Here is a 14,935-nt window from a genome sequence, read left to right on the forward strand (position 1 = left end):
AGCGTGGGCTTGCGGGCTGCTGTGGTTGACTCTGCCTTTCAGTCTTCAAGCGCAGGACTACGTGCGCCCCGCCGCCGATCTGGACCGGCTGGTGCAGGAGCTGTTTGCCGAAATCCAGAGCGATGAAGTGGCTTTTGAAGATGTGTATGAAACGCTGCTTCTTTATTATCAGACGCCTCTAAACCTGAATACCGCCAGCCGCGAGGAGCTACGGGGCTTGCTGTTGCTGTCGGAAACGCAGATCTCCGCTTTGCTGGATCATCGGCAGCAGCTTGGGCCGCTGCTGAGTTTGTATGAATTGCAAAGCATCACGGGCTTTGAGCAGCTGCGCTCTATTTATCGGGTGGCGCCCTTCGTGACGGTACAGTCCGGAAACCAGAATGATGCTCGTGGCCCGCTATGGCAGCGTATCCGGCACGAAGACAACAATGCCTTATTCCTGCGCTACGAGCGTGGTTTGCAGGCGCGTCGTGGCTATGCTTCCCCCGATACTACCAGTACCGGCCGACCGCTCAGTCGCTACCTCGGCTCGCCCGATAAGCTGTTGGTGCGCTACCGCGTCAGCCACACGCGCGACTTCAGCCTGGGCTTTACTGCTGAGAAAGATGCGGGTGAGCCACTGGTTTGGGAACCTGGCAAGGGACGACTGGGGGCCGATTTTTACTCCGCGCACTTTGTAGTGCAGGAGCGAGGCTGGCTCAAAACCCTGGCTTTAGGCGACTATCAGTTGCAATTTGGGCAAGGACTATTGCTCTCGTCGGGCTTGCAGGTGGGCAAAGGCGCTGAAACGATAACCACCTTGCGGCGCAGTAGCCTAGGAGTCCGGCCATATTCTTCGGTGCTGGAAAGCTCGTTCTTTCGTGGGGCGGCGGCTACCGTAAGCTTGCACAAATCAGTACGGGCAACAGCATTTTTCTCGGCCAAAAAAGTGGATGCTAACCAGCAATTCGCCACCGATTCGCTGGCGCAATTCAATACGTTTTCGTCGGGTATCAGCACTAGTGGCTTGCACCGCACGGTTACTGAGCTGGCCAACCGGCAGCGCCTGCACGAAGCTATCGGCGGTGGCAACGTGACGTATACGAGTCTGGGGGGCAATTTTGCGGCTGGGGCCACGGCGGTAGGCACGCACTACGGCATGGCTTTGCAGCGCCGCCCCGAGCCATACAATCAGTTTGAGTTTCGGGGTAAAGACAACGTGGCGCTGGGAGTACACTATAGCTATGTGCTGGGAAATGTGCTCTTTTTTGGGGAGACAGCCCGCTCCAGCAGCGGTGGCTTAGGCACCGTAAATGGCCTGTTAGCCAGCTTAGCCACCAACGTAGAAGCCTCCGTCCTCTACCGCCGCTACGACCGGAACTTTCACACCTTTTACGGGCAGGCGTTTGGAGAAAATACGCATAACATCAACGAAAGCGGGTTGTACCTGGGCCTGAAAGTGCGACCTGCGCCGCGTTGGGAAGTCACGGGGTACTATGATCAATTCTGGTTTCCGTGGTTGAAGTATCGGGTGGATGCTCCTTCACGAGGCCACGATTATTTGCTGCGCTTGTCGTTTGCGCCTACCAAAACCAGCCAACTCTATGTGCAGGTACGCTCTCGTACCAAGGACCAGAACGCTGACCTGACGCCTGTGCGGCCCGTGCCCCAGCCCGTACCCACCGAGCGCCGCAGTCTGCTGCTTTTCTACGATGCCGCGCCTTTATCTACCATCAGTCTGCGTACGCGCCTGCAAGGCACTCATTACCGCGAAGACGGCGCTACTCTGCACACAGGTTTCTTATTGGCTCAGGATGCCACCGTGCGCCTCAACCGCTACCTGCGCCTGAGTGCCCGCTACGCCCTCTTTGATACCGACGACTACGACACGCGCCAATATGCTTTCGAGCAGGACGTGCTGTACGCTTTCTCGGTGCCTGCCCTTGCCGGCCAAGGCACCCGCACCTACGCGCTGGCGGAGGTGAAATGCACTCGTCACCTTACGCTCTGGCTGCGCTATGCCGCCACCCAATACCGCCACCAGCAAGTAATCAGCTCCGGCCTGGAAGAGATAGGAGGCGCAATTCGCTCTGATATAAAAGCGCAGGCGCGCTATACGTTTTAAGGCAGACTCACTGCATAGATTTCCGCGCTACGGCTATTCCTTCAACAGCCGTACTATGCTGGTGCCTTGCCGCGTAGTCAGGCGCAGGAGGTAGATGCCCTGGCTGAGGTGGCGCAGGTCGAGGTGATGCTGAAGTGGGGCAGCGGCTTTACTCACCGTTTCCTGACAAACAGTTCGGCCCAGCGCATCCATGACGTGCATTGTAATGGGGCCCGCCTGCCGGTTATTTACGGTTAGTTGAAAAACTCCGGTACTGGGGTTGGGAAAAATTTCCAACCCAGCAACCGGAGTGCCAGAAGTCGAACTGCTCAGCACGGTGGAGATAGTGAAATCCTGGGGAGAAATAGCGAAAAATATATTGCCCACCGACTGCACCTTGATGCGTGCGGTGGTAGTGCTCAGACCAGCGGGGAGTAGTACCGGGTGCGTACCATTATTCGGCGTAGCTACGGCCAGGGTAGTCGGAAAGGTGAGCCCACCATCGGTAGAAAGTAAAATAGAAACCTGCGCGGCCTTGATGGGCGCCTGATCGGTATTCGCCACGTCCCAGGTTACTTGCTGCGTCGACCCGGTCGGCCAGATAGCGGCTGCGGTGGGGGCCGTTATCAGAAATGGGCCGGCGGGGGCTACCACGGCTACGCTGGTCGTATCGTAATCGGTGCCCCCGGCCGGGCGGCGCTGGTCGCGGGCCACCAGGCGAAAGTGTAAGCGCCGGGCGTAGGTAGGCAGTAGCTCGCCGGGCGGCGGGGCGGTAGCCGCAAGCAAGCTGGCAAGGTCGGGGAAAGTACGGCTGAGAGAAGCGCTGGGGGGCAAAAATCGGAATAGGGGCGCATCCCCAACCGGGCTATTTGGGTTGCCGGCGGGGCCAAGGTCGTTCTGCTCCCAGGTGTAGGTTACCGCGTCGCCGTCGGGGTCGGAGCCGGTACCGGTGAGCGTGAAAGGTGTTCGGGCTGGAATGCGAAAATTGCCCCCCGCATCTACTACCGGTGGCTGATTGCCGCTGGCCGTGACCTGGGCGCAGGTACCGAACGCCGCCACGTAATCCAGAATCTGATCGAGGCTGCGTGAATGAAAATAGGGGAAGCTGCTCGGCTGAATATTCTGGGGCGAGCAAAGGCCCGCGTATCCCATAATGGAGCCCCCGCTGCCCGGCTCATACGCCCAGCTGGCAGCGCGGCTGCCCGCACAAAATCCGGTCGTGCCGTTAAAGGTATGATCGGCCCCAAACTGGTGGCCCAGTTCATGCGCCACAAAATCTACATCAAAGGCATCGCCGCTGGGGTCGGCCTGGCCCGTGGTGCCGCCCGCTTTGAACAAGGTGTTGCACACCGTGCCTACGTAAGCCAAACCGCCCACCCGCGTACCAAACACATGCCCCAGGTCGTAGTTAGCCGAGCCAATCAGCGCATCTATTGTGCGCTGGTTTTCCGTGAGCAAATCCGACGCGTTAGTGTTGGTATAGGGGTCGGTGGCGGGATCGAGGAAAAGCAGCGCATCGTTGGCTGGCACCAATTGCAGCTGAATGGCCAGCTCCTGCTCATAAATACCGTTCACCCGGTTCACCGTCGTTACGATGCCGGACAGGGCGGCGGCCTTGGTTCCACCTTTGGTAATCGCATATTCGCCCGTGCAAGCCACGGCCAGCCGATAGGTGCGGAGCTGAGCGCCATTGGCCCGCAACTGATTTTTTGTGGGGGGTAATTTGCGCTTTGCATCGGTGGTCAGACAGGCTGCTCCGCCTTGGCGCATTGCTGAGCGATAAAAAACCCGATAGTTTATGGTGTCACCCGGCGCGGCGGGGTCGATGTAAACGGTAGTGGCACCCATCAGAATCTGGGCGTGAAAGCCGGCCGGCGTCAGATCGAGGTGAGCGGTAGTTGTCGCGTTATCAAGGCTTTGGGCATTATATGTTTTGATGCGCGGATACAGCGCTGCCAGTCGGGGGTGCAGCACAGCGGTTTCCGTTACCCGAAAGCGCTGGCTGGAGCCATCTGGTAAAGGAAGTGAAAGCACTATTCCCTCACTGATCTTATCACTACTGCGGAGAGCCGGAGCGGCTTGCAGCGCCGCCCGCAGGACCGTTGTTTGAAAGCGAACCGCCCGAAACTGAGTTAGCCCGGAAACCGAAACCCGAGCAGCGGCAGTGCCCGGCGCGGCATCCACCCATATAGTTTTAGGCACTTGCGCAACTGCTGCAACAGTACTCAACAACAGCAATAAAGACAGCAGCCAGCGCCCCGTAGGGCGGCCAGCCCAGGGAAAAGTTGAGGGCATAGTATATCTAGAAGCAACTACCGGCAAACAAGTTACGCCTCAGCCCGAGAAAGGTCTCCTACTATCAGCAAGCGGGAGTCGGCCAGTGTTTCTACGCAACGATAGTCATCGGATTTCAACGGCACCAGCTAACAATTGATTTGCCCCCCAAACACAAAAAAAGCCGGCTCGAAGCCGGCTTTTCTCTAACACAAGGTTTGTTATGCCTCATTCTTCAATAGCACCAGCTGCGTCTTATCAGCGGCGCTTATTTTGCGGCGAAACTCGACGTAGGCTGGATAATCAGTGCGGGGAAAGCGAGTGCGGGGCATGTGCAGACGCCGCACGTATTGTAAAGTACCGTCGGGTAAAGTTTGAATTTGGCTGGAATATGTTCCGAAAGCAGTTATAAGCTGCACCGGAGGCGGCAAGGTTTCCGCCTGGAAGCCGGCTGGCACATGAATACGCACGGTATCGGCGTGCGAAAAGGCGTGATCGAGCCAGATATCGGCGCGGCGCTCGCCTACGGGCGGTGCCAGCGCCGGCAGGCGGCTAAGCAGGTTGGGCGTCAGGAAAGCGCGTTTGCCGCTCGGGGGGGCAAAATTTGGCAAAGTGAGACCAAGCGTTTCAACTACGGCTGGCAACGCCACGCGTCGGTCGGGGGCGAGGTTGAACTTAGTGATACTAAAATTGGGCAAAGGCAACGATTCAGCAATCCGCTTCTTCTGGTCGGCAGGGGAGAGGCCGTGCAGCAACTGACTTTGGTCATCCTGCTCCTGCCCCGTACGTACCGTTTGAACGCTGACGGTAGCCGTTCCCTGGGCATCCAGGTAGAGGTCGGCGCGCCGCTCACGACGGTTTTCGGTGGCGCCATAACGAGGCGTACGCACAATTTTGCCCCCCGAGGGCGTGAGTAGCAGGGCATGACGGTTGCCAGTAAAGCTGCCCATATACCCAAACGCTTCGTTCTGGCTCGTGCATTCCAGCCATACAGTATCCGCCTTAGCCGCTTTCAGCGGTACGCAAAGCACGACATGGTTGAATTGATTGCTCGGAAACTCCGTCCGGATATCTGCCTCGTCAGCCCGCACCAGGGCGCAGTAGGCCGTTACATCGGCGGCCTTGAGTAAAGCCATGCAGTAGTTAGTCAGAGCCTTGCAGTCGCCGTAGCCGGTGGCACTCACGGCGCTGGCCGGAAAAGTTTGCCAACCGCCTAGTCCTAATTGGATGGAAATGTAGCGGGTATTGGCCTGCAAATACTCATACACCCTGCGGATGCGCGCCCGCTCATCAGGCACATCCTTTACCAACGCCGCGATACGCGCTTTCACGTCGGCGGGCAGCATGTCGCGGCCCGCGTTTAGGTCGTAATTCCATTGGCCCAGCGTCTGCCAGGAGGTGAGCGCGCCGCGGTGGCCCTGCACCTCAAAGGCGGAGGGCGCGGTCAGGACGGCAGGCACCAGCTCCTCCAGGGGCGGACCAGCCGGCTCCTGTTCCAGCGCCGCCAAATTGGCTACCTGCCATTGGTATACATCCAGCGTGCCCTGCTTGCCGCGCACAACGGCCGAGCCGCTAGGTAAGTGGCGCTCCTGGTAGCGCAGAGGCAGCTCGGCGGGCGTTATTACCCGAAATGAAGCGTGCTCTACCGCCACCTGCTCGCCGGCCTGCGGGTGCCATGATGAGTAAAACAGCGGATTGTCCGAAGTGACTTCGTATTCAAACTCGACCGTGTACGGATAGTTGGGTTGACTCAAATCAGCGAGCCGGCCGCGCGTGTCGGTAGCCAGGCTGAAGCCGTCGGCGAGGCTGTAGTCTTTTACGTCTGATGCTTTCAGCTGCCGAATGAGGCGGCCGTTCGCGTCATACACCGCGCCGCGCAGGTAGTTCACGGTATTAAGCTGGTCATAAGAAACCAGCTCGCCCGCCCAGTGCTTGCCGTTTTCGTCGAGGATGGTGGCTGCCCGGCGTACCGTCTGTACCGTGCGCCCCACTGATTTCACCAGCAAGGTTTCCTCGTATTCGCGCACCACGGCGTGAGCGTTTTCGAGCAGGCCGGGGGGCAAATCCGATAGCGCATACTTCGGTGGCTGCCCTCCAGCCCAGGCCGCCGGGGCAACCAGGCCGCTCAACACTAAGCCGCAGCCTATCCGACGTAGGCTATTTAGAAAACAACTCATGATTTCTTTTTCAACACAATCTGTTCGGCGTGCTTGGCCAGCATCCGGCTATAGAATTCGCGCAGGTACGTGTATTCCTCCGCCGAGTACACGGCCCGACGCAGCGTCATACGGCTCATAATCTGAATAGAGCCCGGCGAGGCTGCTACCTGATACGTGAATACGCCGCCATCTTCGGGCAGCTTTACGGCCGTTGGTTTGGGTATATCTTCTGGCTCGTAGCCGGCGGGCAGGGTAATGTTCAATTGCACTGTTTCGTCGAAAGGAGCCGCGAAATCAACCGGGAAGCGGCGGTCTTCGTGCACGAATGGGTTGCGCTCCGTGCTGAAGTGCCGCACCAGGTTCAGGTAAAGCATAAGAGCAGGAGCATCGGCACCGGGGGCAGTGAACTCATAATCAAGGGTAAGCGGTTTGTGCAGGGTTTCGCGCTCTTTGAAGGTATAAGCGGGAATAGTCCAGCCCTCGTGGGTTTTGGCCATATCTTCCATAAACTTCTTCTCGCCCTTTTTCACCAGGTTCTCACGCTGATCCAGGGCCGCGTAGCCACCGTTCTCCTGGTGTACTTTTCCCTTCATGCCGCCACGCTCATCCATCGTGAGGTGCACCTGATGATAGTTTACGTAGCGTTGCGTGGGCGTCAGGCTTACCCAGCGTGACTTGCCGGTGCCCGGCATCAGCAGGCGACCTGTACCGCTTAAGCAGCGCGTTGGGAGCATGCCAAAAGGCAGCAAGGCATCGGTAGCATCGGCTAATAGCTCTTGGTTGCTGGGCAGGGCTACATGGGCTACCACATAGTTGAAGCTCGACATCAAGGGCAGCGTTTCCGTCAGTCGGCCGTGGCTGCGGGTGCTGAGCACGACGGGGTTAGCATCCAGGCCAGCGTCGCGCAGAGCCGCGATGAGCAGCAGGTTTACGTCGGCCGAATTGCCCGCGTGCTGATCATAGGTGTGCTTGAGCGAGCCGGTGCTGAGCATCCAGTCGGTACCGTTATGCTTCACGGCTTTGCGCACCATGGCGTGTACCGCCGCGGCGCGGGCCGCTAAGTCGGTGTGTTGGGCCGTGATGGCAGCTAGCTCGGCCTTCAGAAATCCGCCGCGCTTGAGCTGAGACCCCAGGTTCTCGTGATTAAGCAACTCCTCGTCAATTTTCTGCCAGGAGCCGGCCACGCTTTCGTAGGCCTGTTCAGGCCATTGGATTCCAGCCAACTCAAAATCTACTCGAGCCACATAGTCCTTGGAAGTAGTCATAAAAGGCTCATCGCGGAAGCCCGGCACCTGCTTCATAGCCCAGCGGTAGTTGGTAACGCGCGGCGTAACGGTTGTGGAGCTAGGACCAGTACGTCCACTACCCGCACGCAGGCCACCGCCGCCGCCGTCATTGAAAGAGCCGCCCTGACTAAAGCTGAACTGTGTGATGCCGTCCGTGCGCTCCTGCACCGCCAGCGGCTCGTAGCCCTGAAATAGCTGCTTATAATCGAAATACTCCGGAATAGCGGCGCGGTACTCGCTCCAGCGCACGGGGATATAATACTGAAACTGCCAGTCCTGGAAGTTGAACAGGAAATCGGAGTTGACGGTGTACGTATACTCAATTACAGAGCCCTCACGCACGTTGGGCAGCGTGAACTTGCGGATGAAGTTGTTCGTCGTCTGCTGCTCCATGAAGGTAGCGTCGGAGGCCATTTTCTCCTTCACCACTTGCCCGTTCACCATGTTGTAGGTAAAGCCGCGCAGCGCCGAAATCTTTTCCTCGTTGGCTCCTTTCTTGTACAAAGGCACCTTCACGGTAGCCCAGTCGTACCCCGATTTTTTAAGGATTTTGATACGGGTCACCCGCTCGAATATCAGCTTGAAGTCGCCGCTGCCGGTTTCGAAGCGAGTGCGGCCGAAGTCGCAGAGCACAACGGCCTCGGCGGCGCTGTCGGCCACGAAGTTTTTGGCGTCAAAATCCGCTAAGTCAGGCTTACCAAACTTAATCGGATCAGCCTGACCAAGGACAGGGAGTTGAGAGGCGCCCGTCAGCAGCAATAAGGTTAGAGCGCTGCGATGGAGTAATGTTTTTGGCATAAAGTATTGCTATTGAATTAGGTTGAGATTATTCGGAAAAAGGAAAATGCTTTGAGACAATACAGGATAAAGTGAAATTTTACACCTAGGTGTCTTGAGGTGTTTTCTTGAATTTTGCCGTCATAAAATACAATAAGCCCGGCGCATTGTGAAAGTGATATATACTATAAATGCTTAATTACTTGCGCTTTACCACAATGGCCTCGGCATGCTTAGCCACCACGCGGCTGTACAGCACGCGGAGAGCAACATACTCTTGGGCTGAATATTCGGCTTTGCGCAGCTGAAGGCGGCTGATGATGTGCAACGTATTTTGCTGGGGCGTAATATTGAACTGAAAACGCCCCCCGTCATTGGGCAGGCTCAGCAGTACGTTGGCGGGTAATTCCTGCACTTCGTAGCCGGCTGGTAAGGTCAATACAATGGTCTGGCTATGCTCGTGGGGCATTCCAAAATCGACGGGAAACTGCCGGTCTTCCAGGCGAAACGGATTTTGGTCTTCTCCCAAATGGCGCAAGGGCTGCACGTACAGTGTGGCGGCGGGCGTTTCGCCACCCGGTATTTTTACGCCAACTTCTACGCTAAACGGTTGCTGCGAGGCTGCTACGTTCTTAAATACCGGACCTGTTAGCGTCCACTCGGGCCAGCGCTGCTGCAAATTCTTAACAAACTGTTGCTCTGTGCTACCAGCCAGCTGCTCGCGGGCTTCCAGGCCGGCATAGCCCGTGTGCTCCAGCTTAATTTTGCCCCCCAGCGCCCCCAACTCATCCAGCGCCAGCTGAGCCGTGGTATAACGCAGGTAGCGTTGCTTGGGCACCAAGGGCACCCAGCGCCCGCCCGTCTTATCCACCAGTCGGCCCTGCCCGTTAAGGCAGCGCTCGGGTAGGAGGCCAACGGTAATCAGCGGCTCGGTGGCATCTACCAGCACTTCCCCATTATCGGGCATGGTGACGAGGGCCGCCACATAGTTGAACTGACTGAGTACGGGCAGATCGGTCTGAATGCGGCCGTGGTTGCGGGTGCTGAGCAGCAGCGGGTCCGCCGTCAGACCGGCCGCGCGCAGCGTATTAATAAGCAGCAGATTCAGCTCGGCGGCATTGCCATTGCCTTGCTCGCAGATGCGCCGCAGCGTTGCCGTGGTGTACAAGCGACTTTGCCCGTTGTAGCGCACCGTGCGCTGCACCATCGCCAACGCCGCGTTCAGGCGCTCAGTGGGGTTGGGATATTGCGTGACCAGCGCCGTAGCAGGGCTTGTGAGCGGCGTAGTCTTGCTCAGGGTTAAGCCGAATTGCTCATCCTTTAGTAACTCGACGGCAATTTTCTCTCAGGTGCTGGTTATCTGCTGGTATGCCTGCTCGGGGTACTGAATACCATCCAGCTCAAAATCCAGGCTGCTGATGTAGTCACGGGCGGTGGTCATATAGGGCTCATCGCGAAAAGCCCCCACGTCCTTCATTACCCACCGCGAGCTGAGCGCCTGGGCGCTGATTCGCATGGTGTTGGTGCCGCTGTTGGTCAGGTTGCTGCCGTAGGAGTCCTTCTTGGTCATACGGATGCTGGTACCGTACGCTACGGCCTGACTTTCCTTTACCGCGAAAGGCAGATAGCTGCGGACGGTGGCTTTATAGGTGAAAAACTGCGGAACCACCGTGCGGTACTCACTCCAACGCACCGGAATAGTGTGCTGAAACTGCCAGTCCTGCAGGTTAAACAGAAAGTCTGATTTAATCGTGTAGGTATATTCAATAATGGAGCCCTCGCGTACATTGGGCAAAGTGAAAGCGCAGCGCAGATGATTCGCGTCAATCTTCTCTTCGAATACAGCCTCTTTATTTAGTTTTTCCTTTACCACCTGGCCATTCACCAAGTTGTAGGTGAAGCCTTTGAGGTTGTTGATTTCCTCCTTGCGGTCGTCTTTGTGGTAGAGCGGCACCTGCACCGTAGCCCAGCCGTAGCCAGCTTTGCGATGAATGCGCAAGCGCGTAGTGCGCTCAAATACCAGTTCAAACCCTTCGTCGCCACCCTTGATCTTCGACTGGCCAAAGTCGCAGAGAATTTCGGCGGCGGCAGTCGTATCGGCTTTGGGCTGGGGGGCAAAATCGGCGGCCTTAACCTCGCCGAATTGAATAGGAACCTGCTGGGCTTGGCAAAAATGCCCCCCAACCATAAATAACGCGGCCAAGGCTAAGGAGCGGCCTACAGACGAAGGCATAAGGAACCAATAAAGGAGATAAGAATGGCCTAAACTCCTTCATGCATAGCTCCTTAAAAAAGCCAAAATCACCGTGGAGGAAAGAGGCCGGTAATCCGGCAACCAAAAGTGCAAGATTGGCGCGTCTATTCCAAGTTTTCTGCTATATAGATTTGTATCTGCGTTAAGCGGTAGCGCGCACGCGCTCTTCTGCCCGCACGCCCCATAGCAGATAAGCCAGCGCAGCCAACGTTGCAATGGCTCCCAGCGCGTGTACGTATGGCAAATGACTGGCAACATTGCCGTACAGCCAGCCCGAAAGCAGCGCGCCCAGTCCAATGCCGGCCTCCAACGCGATGTACATAGTCGCCACTGCCGCTGCTCGTGGCTCAGGTCAATGGTCCAGGCGTAGAGGGTGGGGGAGTTGAGACCCGCCGCCAATCCGAATATCACGGCGGCGGTCAAAAATATCGATACTGAATTGGCCACAATCAGCAGGATCATGGACAGGGCTAGCAAGGCAGCCGAAGCCCGCAGAATTGGTACGCGGCCGTAGGTATCGGAGGCGCGGCCAGCTACTAGGCGCACCAGCAACGACGCGGTGGTGAAGAAAGTGAAGAACAGCCCTTTGTTGGCGATGCCCAGCAGTTGGCTTTGGTCGGGAATAACGGTGAGCACAATACCGAAAGGAAACAGGCACAGCAGCGTAACAATGGCGGGTGCCCGCACCTGGGGTTCCAGCACCTCGCTCCACTCCAGGCGCAATAGCCGCCAGCTGAACCGCTCGCGCTGGGCCTGGGGCAAGGTTTCGGTCATGGTGCCCTGTACCGCCAACGACAGCAGCGCCGCCCCCGACGAGCAGTAAAACATGGTTCCGAGCGAAAACTGGTTGGTAATCAGGCTGCCCACCACCGGCCCGGCCGCCATACCCAAGCTGCCCGCCACGCCCAGCAGGCCCATGGCCTCGCCCCGCCGCTGGAGCGGAATGATATCGGCGATAAACGCGGCCGTGCCCGTGGGCTTGAAGCCCGTGCTGAACCCATGGAGCAGACGCAGCAGCAGAAAACCCGCCACCGTCGTGACCCAGGGATAGAAGAACCCGCACAGAAAGCATACCAGCGAGCCAAACACCATCACCGGAATACGCCCCACGGTATCGGCCAACTTGCCGCTAAAAGGCCGCGAAATGCCCGCTGTGAGCGTAAAAAGCGCGATAATAAACCCTTTGTAGTCAGCCCCGCCCAGCCGCGTGAGGTAGTCGGGTAGCTCCGGCAGAAGCATGTTGAAGCTGATGAAAAACAGAAATGAACTCAGGCACATCAGCCAAAAGCCAGCCGAGTAAATACTGTTCCGAAAGAAGCGCATCGACGCAAAGGTACACCTGCTAACGCCAGTTGGTTAAAGTTTTTGCCCCCCACGGCCAAGCAGCAGCGGAAGCAGGAAGGCGAAGCTGTACAACCCTAGTGGCGCCCATTCTGACTGCATCAGCATCTGTATTTTACGGTAGAATCGTTACCCCATATTTCGCGCAGATTACCGTCACAACTGCAACATCCGGCGGACCGGACGGTAGCTGATTCATTTCCTCAAACATGCGCTCTATACCAGCCGGAAAGATGGATAAATGAACTTTGGCTTTCGTATCGCCTACTATAGTGAAGCGGTGCGCCACGCCGCGCGGCACGTACGTTAGCTCACCTGCCTTCAAGGTTTGTACCGTGTCTTCTATCTGAAACTCCACCGTGCCTTCCAGTACATGAAATACCTCGCCTTCATTAGCGTGCACATGCTTCGGAACGCCTATACCGGGGTCGTTCCACTGTTCAATAAGTGTGAACTGATTGTTGGTATCCTTTCCACTGAGTTTAATGCACTGATGGTCACCTAGCACAGTTAGGCGGACACCATCTTCTGCTTTCAGAATTTTAGCTGTTGCATTCATATTCGTCCAGTAGTTATCGTGTTAAGGAAGATATTAAGATTATCAGATATATGCCATGTGCCTGGCTAACCTTTTCCAAGATCAGTCGGCTTTTTTCCAGCGTTTTTTGTTGTCTGAGAATTCACCGCTTCCGGGACCGTGAGGTTCTCTATAAGGTTAAGTCTGACCGTATTGTGTACCGGGCTTGCTGGTACTATGCCAAAACGACCGCTTCCACAATCCGGCGCGAAGTGTGCCCAGCCCACGGCCTATGCCTTGGTTCTCTGATCTTTTCGATAAAATATCCGCCAAACGACCCCGCCCCGATGGTAAGCCAGCCCTTACGGTGCGGGAGCGGTTTTCGGCGTTAAAAAACATTCCGGCTTTCCTGAAGCTCATCTGGGAAACCAGCCCCAGCCTCACGCTCGGCAATATTGGTCTGCGCCTTCTGCGGGCCGCTTTGCCAGTGGCCATGCTGTATGTAGCGCAGCTTATTATTGACTCGGTGGTAAATTTGGCCCGGGCGGGGGGCAATTCTGATGGTTCGCTGGGGCCGCTGCTGAGCTTGGTGGCGTTGGAGTTTGGGTTGGCCATTTTGTCGGATACACTAGGGCGCGGGGTGGCCTTGCTGGATAGTCTGCTGGGCGATTTATTTGCTAACCGCTCCTCGGTGCGCCTCATGGAGCACGCCGCCGAGCTGGACCTTGATCAGTTCGAAGACAGCGCGTTTTACGATAAGCTCGAACGCGCCCGCCGCCAGACGCTTTCGCGCACGGTGCTGATGGCCCAAGTGCTCAGCCAGGCCCAGGACGCCATCACGATGGCGTTTCTGGCCGTCGGGCTGGTGGCCTTCAATCCGTGGTTGCTGCTGCTGCTCCTGGTGGCCGTTATTCCAGCTTTTCTGGGCGAGTCGCACTTCAATGAGCGCAGCTACTCGCTGGTGCATGGCTGGACCCCGGAGCGCCGCGAGCTGGACTACCTGCGCCAAACCGGCGCTAGCGACGAAACTGCCAAAGAAGTTAAGATTTTTGGCTTGTCGGGCTTTCTGATTGATCGGTTTAAGTTGCTGTCGGATCAGTTTTATCAGCAGAACAAAGCGCTGGTGCTGCGCCGGGCGGGCTGGGGGGCTTTTTTTGCGGCGGTGGGCGCGGCTGGCTATTATGCGGCCTATGTATATATTATTATGCGGGCCGTTGGCGGACAAATTTCGATTGGTCAGCTCACGTTTCTGGCGGGTTCGTTTGCCCGTATGCGCAGCTTGCTGGAAGGTATTCTAAGCCGGTTCAGCAGCGTGGCCGAAGGAGCGCTTTATCTGCAGGACTTCTTCGATTTCTTCCGCATTCAGCCGCGCATTATTCGCGATGAGGCGCACGTCGTGCGGCCATTCCCGCGGCCGATTCAGGTGGGTTTTCAGTTTGAAAATGTTGGCTTCAAATACCGCAATGCTGGCAAGTGGGCCATTCGTAACTTGAGCTTTACGCTGCAAGCTGGCGAAAAGCTGGCCTTGGTGGGCGAAAACGGCGCTGGTAAAACGACGCTGGTGAAGCTGCTGGCTCGCCTCTACGATCCCACGGAAGGCCGCATTCTGCTCGACGGGCACGACCTGCGCGAATACGACCCGGCCGAGCTGCGCCAGGAAATCGGCGTCATCTTCCAGGATTTCGTGCGCTTCCAATTGTCGGCGGGCCAGAATCTGGCTGTGGGCCGCATCGAGGAGAAAGAAAACCAGGACCGGATTCAGGCCGCCGCGGCTCAAAGCCTGGCCGATACGGTGGTGCGAAAGCTGCCCGCTGGCTACGACCAGATGATCGGCCGCCGCTTTGCCGGGGGCGTGGACCTAAGCGGGGGCGAGTGGCAGAAAATCGCGCTGGGCCGCGCCTACATGCGCGACGCCCAGCTCCTTATTCTGGATGAGCCCACCGCTGCCCTCGATGCCCGCGCCGAACACGAGGTTTTCCAGCGTTTCGCCGACCTGACGAAAGGCAAAACCGCTGTGCTTATCTCGCACCGCTTCAGCACCGTGCGCATGGCCGACCGCATCCTGGTTATTGAGAACGGGGAATTCGTCGAAATTGGCTCGCACCCGGAGCTGCTTGCCCGTGGGGGACGCTATGCTGAGCTGTTTGCCTTGCAGGCCGCCGGGTATAGATAAGCAGAGAGTTTAGGCCGGCGCACTAAGAAGCCCTAACCAGCCGCATCAGTGGCATTAACCAACTTTTTTGC

At 57.4% G+C, this 14,935-nt stretch carries 9 protein-coding genes; 2 read left to right on the plus strand and 7 right to left on the minus strand.

The features are described 5' to 3' along the window. Positions 1 to 25 precede the first annotated feature (25 nt). The gene (locus B9A24_RS06400; protein ID WP_234997039.1) at positions 26 to 2,104 is read left to right on the plus strand and encodes a helix-hairpin-helix domain-containing protein; all 2,079 of its coding nucleotides are present in this window, start codon (positions 26 to 28) and stop codon (positions 2,102 to 2,104) included. Positions 2,105 to 2,137: 33 nt separating this feature from the next. Here the strand turns inward: B9A24_RS06400 and B9A24_RS06405 are convergent, their stop codons facing one another. The 7 genes from B9A24_RS06405 to B9A24_RS06435 all read right to left on the minus strand — a co-directional run bounded on the left by B9A24_RS06405 (position 2,138) and on the right by B9A24_RS06435 (position 12,733). Beyond that, complete coding sequence (locus B9A24_RS06405; protein ID WP_159451966.1) at positions 2,138 to 4,285, minus strand: zinc-dependent metalloprotease; 2,148 nt, start codon at positions 4,283 to 4,285, stop codon at positions 2,138 to 2,140. A gap of 293 nt (positions 4,286 to 4,578) precedes the next feature. Then, on the minus strand, positions 4,579 to 6,534 hold the full coding sequence (locus tag B9A24_RS06410; RefSeq protein WP_084444352.1) for a DUF3857 domain-containing protein: 1,956 nt from the start codon (positions 6,532 to 6,534) through the stop codon (positions 4,579 to 4,581). Then, positions 6,531 to 8,600 (minus strand): DUF3857 domain-containing protein, encoded by a 2,070-nt coding sequence (locus B9A24_RS06415; RefSeq protein ID WP_084444353.1) that lies wholly within the window; start codon positions 8,598 to 8,600, stop codon positions 6,531 to 6,533. The genes B9A24_RS06410 and B9A24_RS06415 overlap by 4 nt, the downstream gene beginning before the upstream one ends. Before the next feature lie 178 nt (positions 8,601 to 8,778). Continuing rightward, positions 8,779 to 9,786 (minus strand): hypothetical protein, encoded by a 1,008-nt coding sequence (locus B9A24_RS06420; RefSeq protein WP_084444354.1) that lies wholly within the window; start codon positions 9,784 to 9,786, stop codon positions 8,779 to 8,781. A gap of 138 nt (positions 9,787 to 9,924) precedes the next feature. Then, complete coding sequence (locus tag B9A24_RS06425) at positions 9,925 to 10,812, minus strand: DUF3857 domain-containing protein (protein WP_084444355.1); 888 nt, start codon at positions 10,810 to 10,812, stop codon at positions 9,925 to 9,927. 39 nt (positions 10,813 to 10,851) lie between these two features. Next, positions 10,852 to 12,156 (minus strand): MFS transporter, encoded by a 1,305-nt coding sequence (locus B9A24_RS06430; protein WP_317044228.1) that lies wholly within the window; start codon positions 12,154 to 12,156, stop codon positions 10,852 to 10,854. Between the two features lie 133 nt (positions 12,157 to 12,289). After that, positions 12,290 to 12,733, minus strand: coding sequence for a cupin domain-containing protein (locus B9A24_RS06435; protein WP_084444356.1), 444 nt, complete (start codon positions 12,731 to 12,733; stop codon positions 12,290 to 12,292). 250 nt (positions 12,734 to 12,983) lie between these two features. On the opposite strand from B9A24_RS06435, the gene B9A24_RS06440 reads away from it, so the two are divergent. Beyond that, positions 12,984 to 14,864: an ABC transporter ATP-binding protein gene (locus tag B9A24_RS06440; protein WP_084444357.1), complete on the plus strand. Its 1,881-nt coding sequence runs from the start codon at positions 12,984 to 12,986 to the stop codon at positions 14,862 to 14,864. Positions 14,865 to 14,935 lie beyond the last annotated feature (71 nt).

Source organism: Hymenobacter roseosalivarius DSM 11622, from assembly GCF_900176135.1.
In the GTDB taxonomy this organism is placed as follows: Bacteria; Bacteroidota; Bacteroidia; order Cytophagales; family Hymenobacteraceae; genus Hymenobacter; species Hymenobacter roseosalivarius.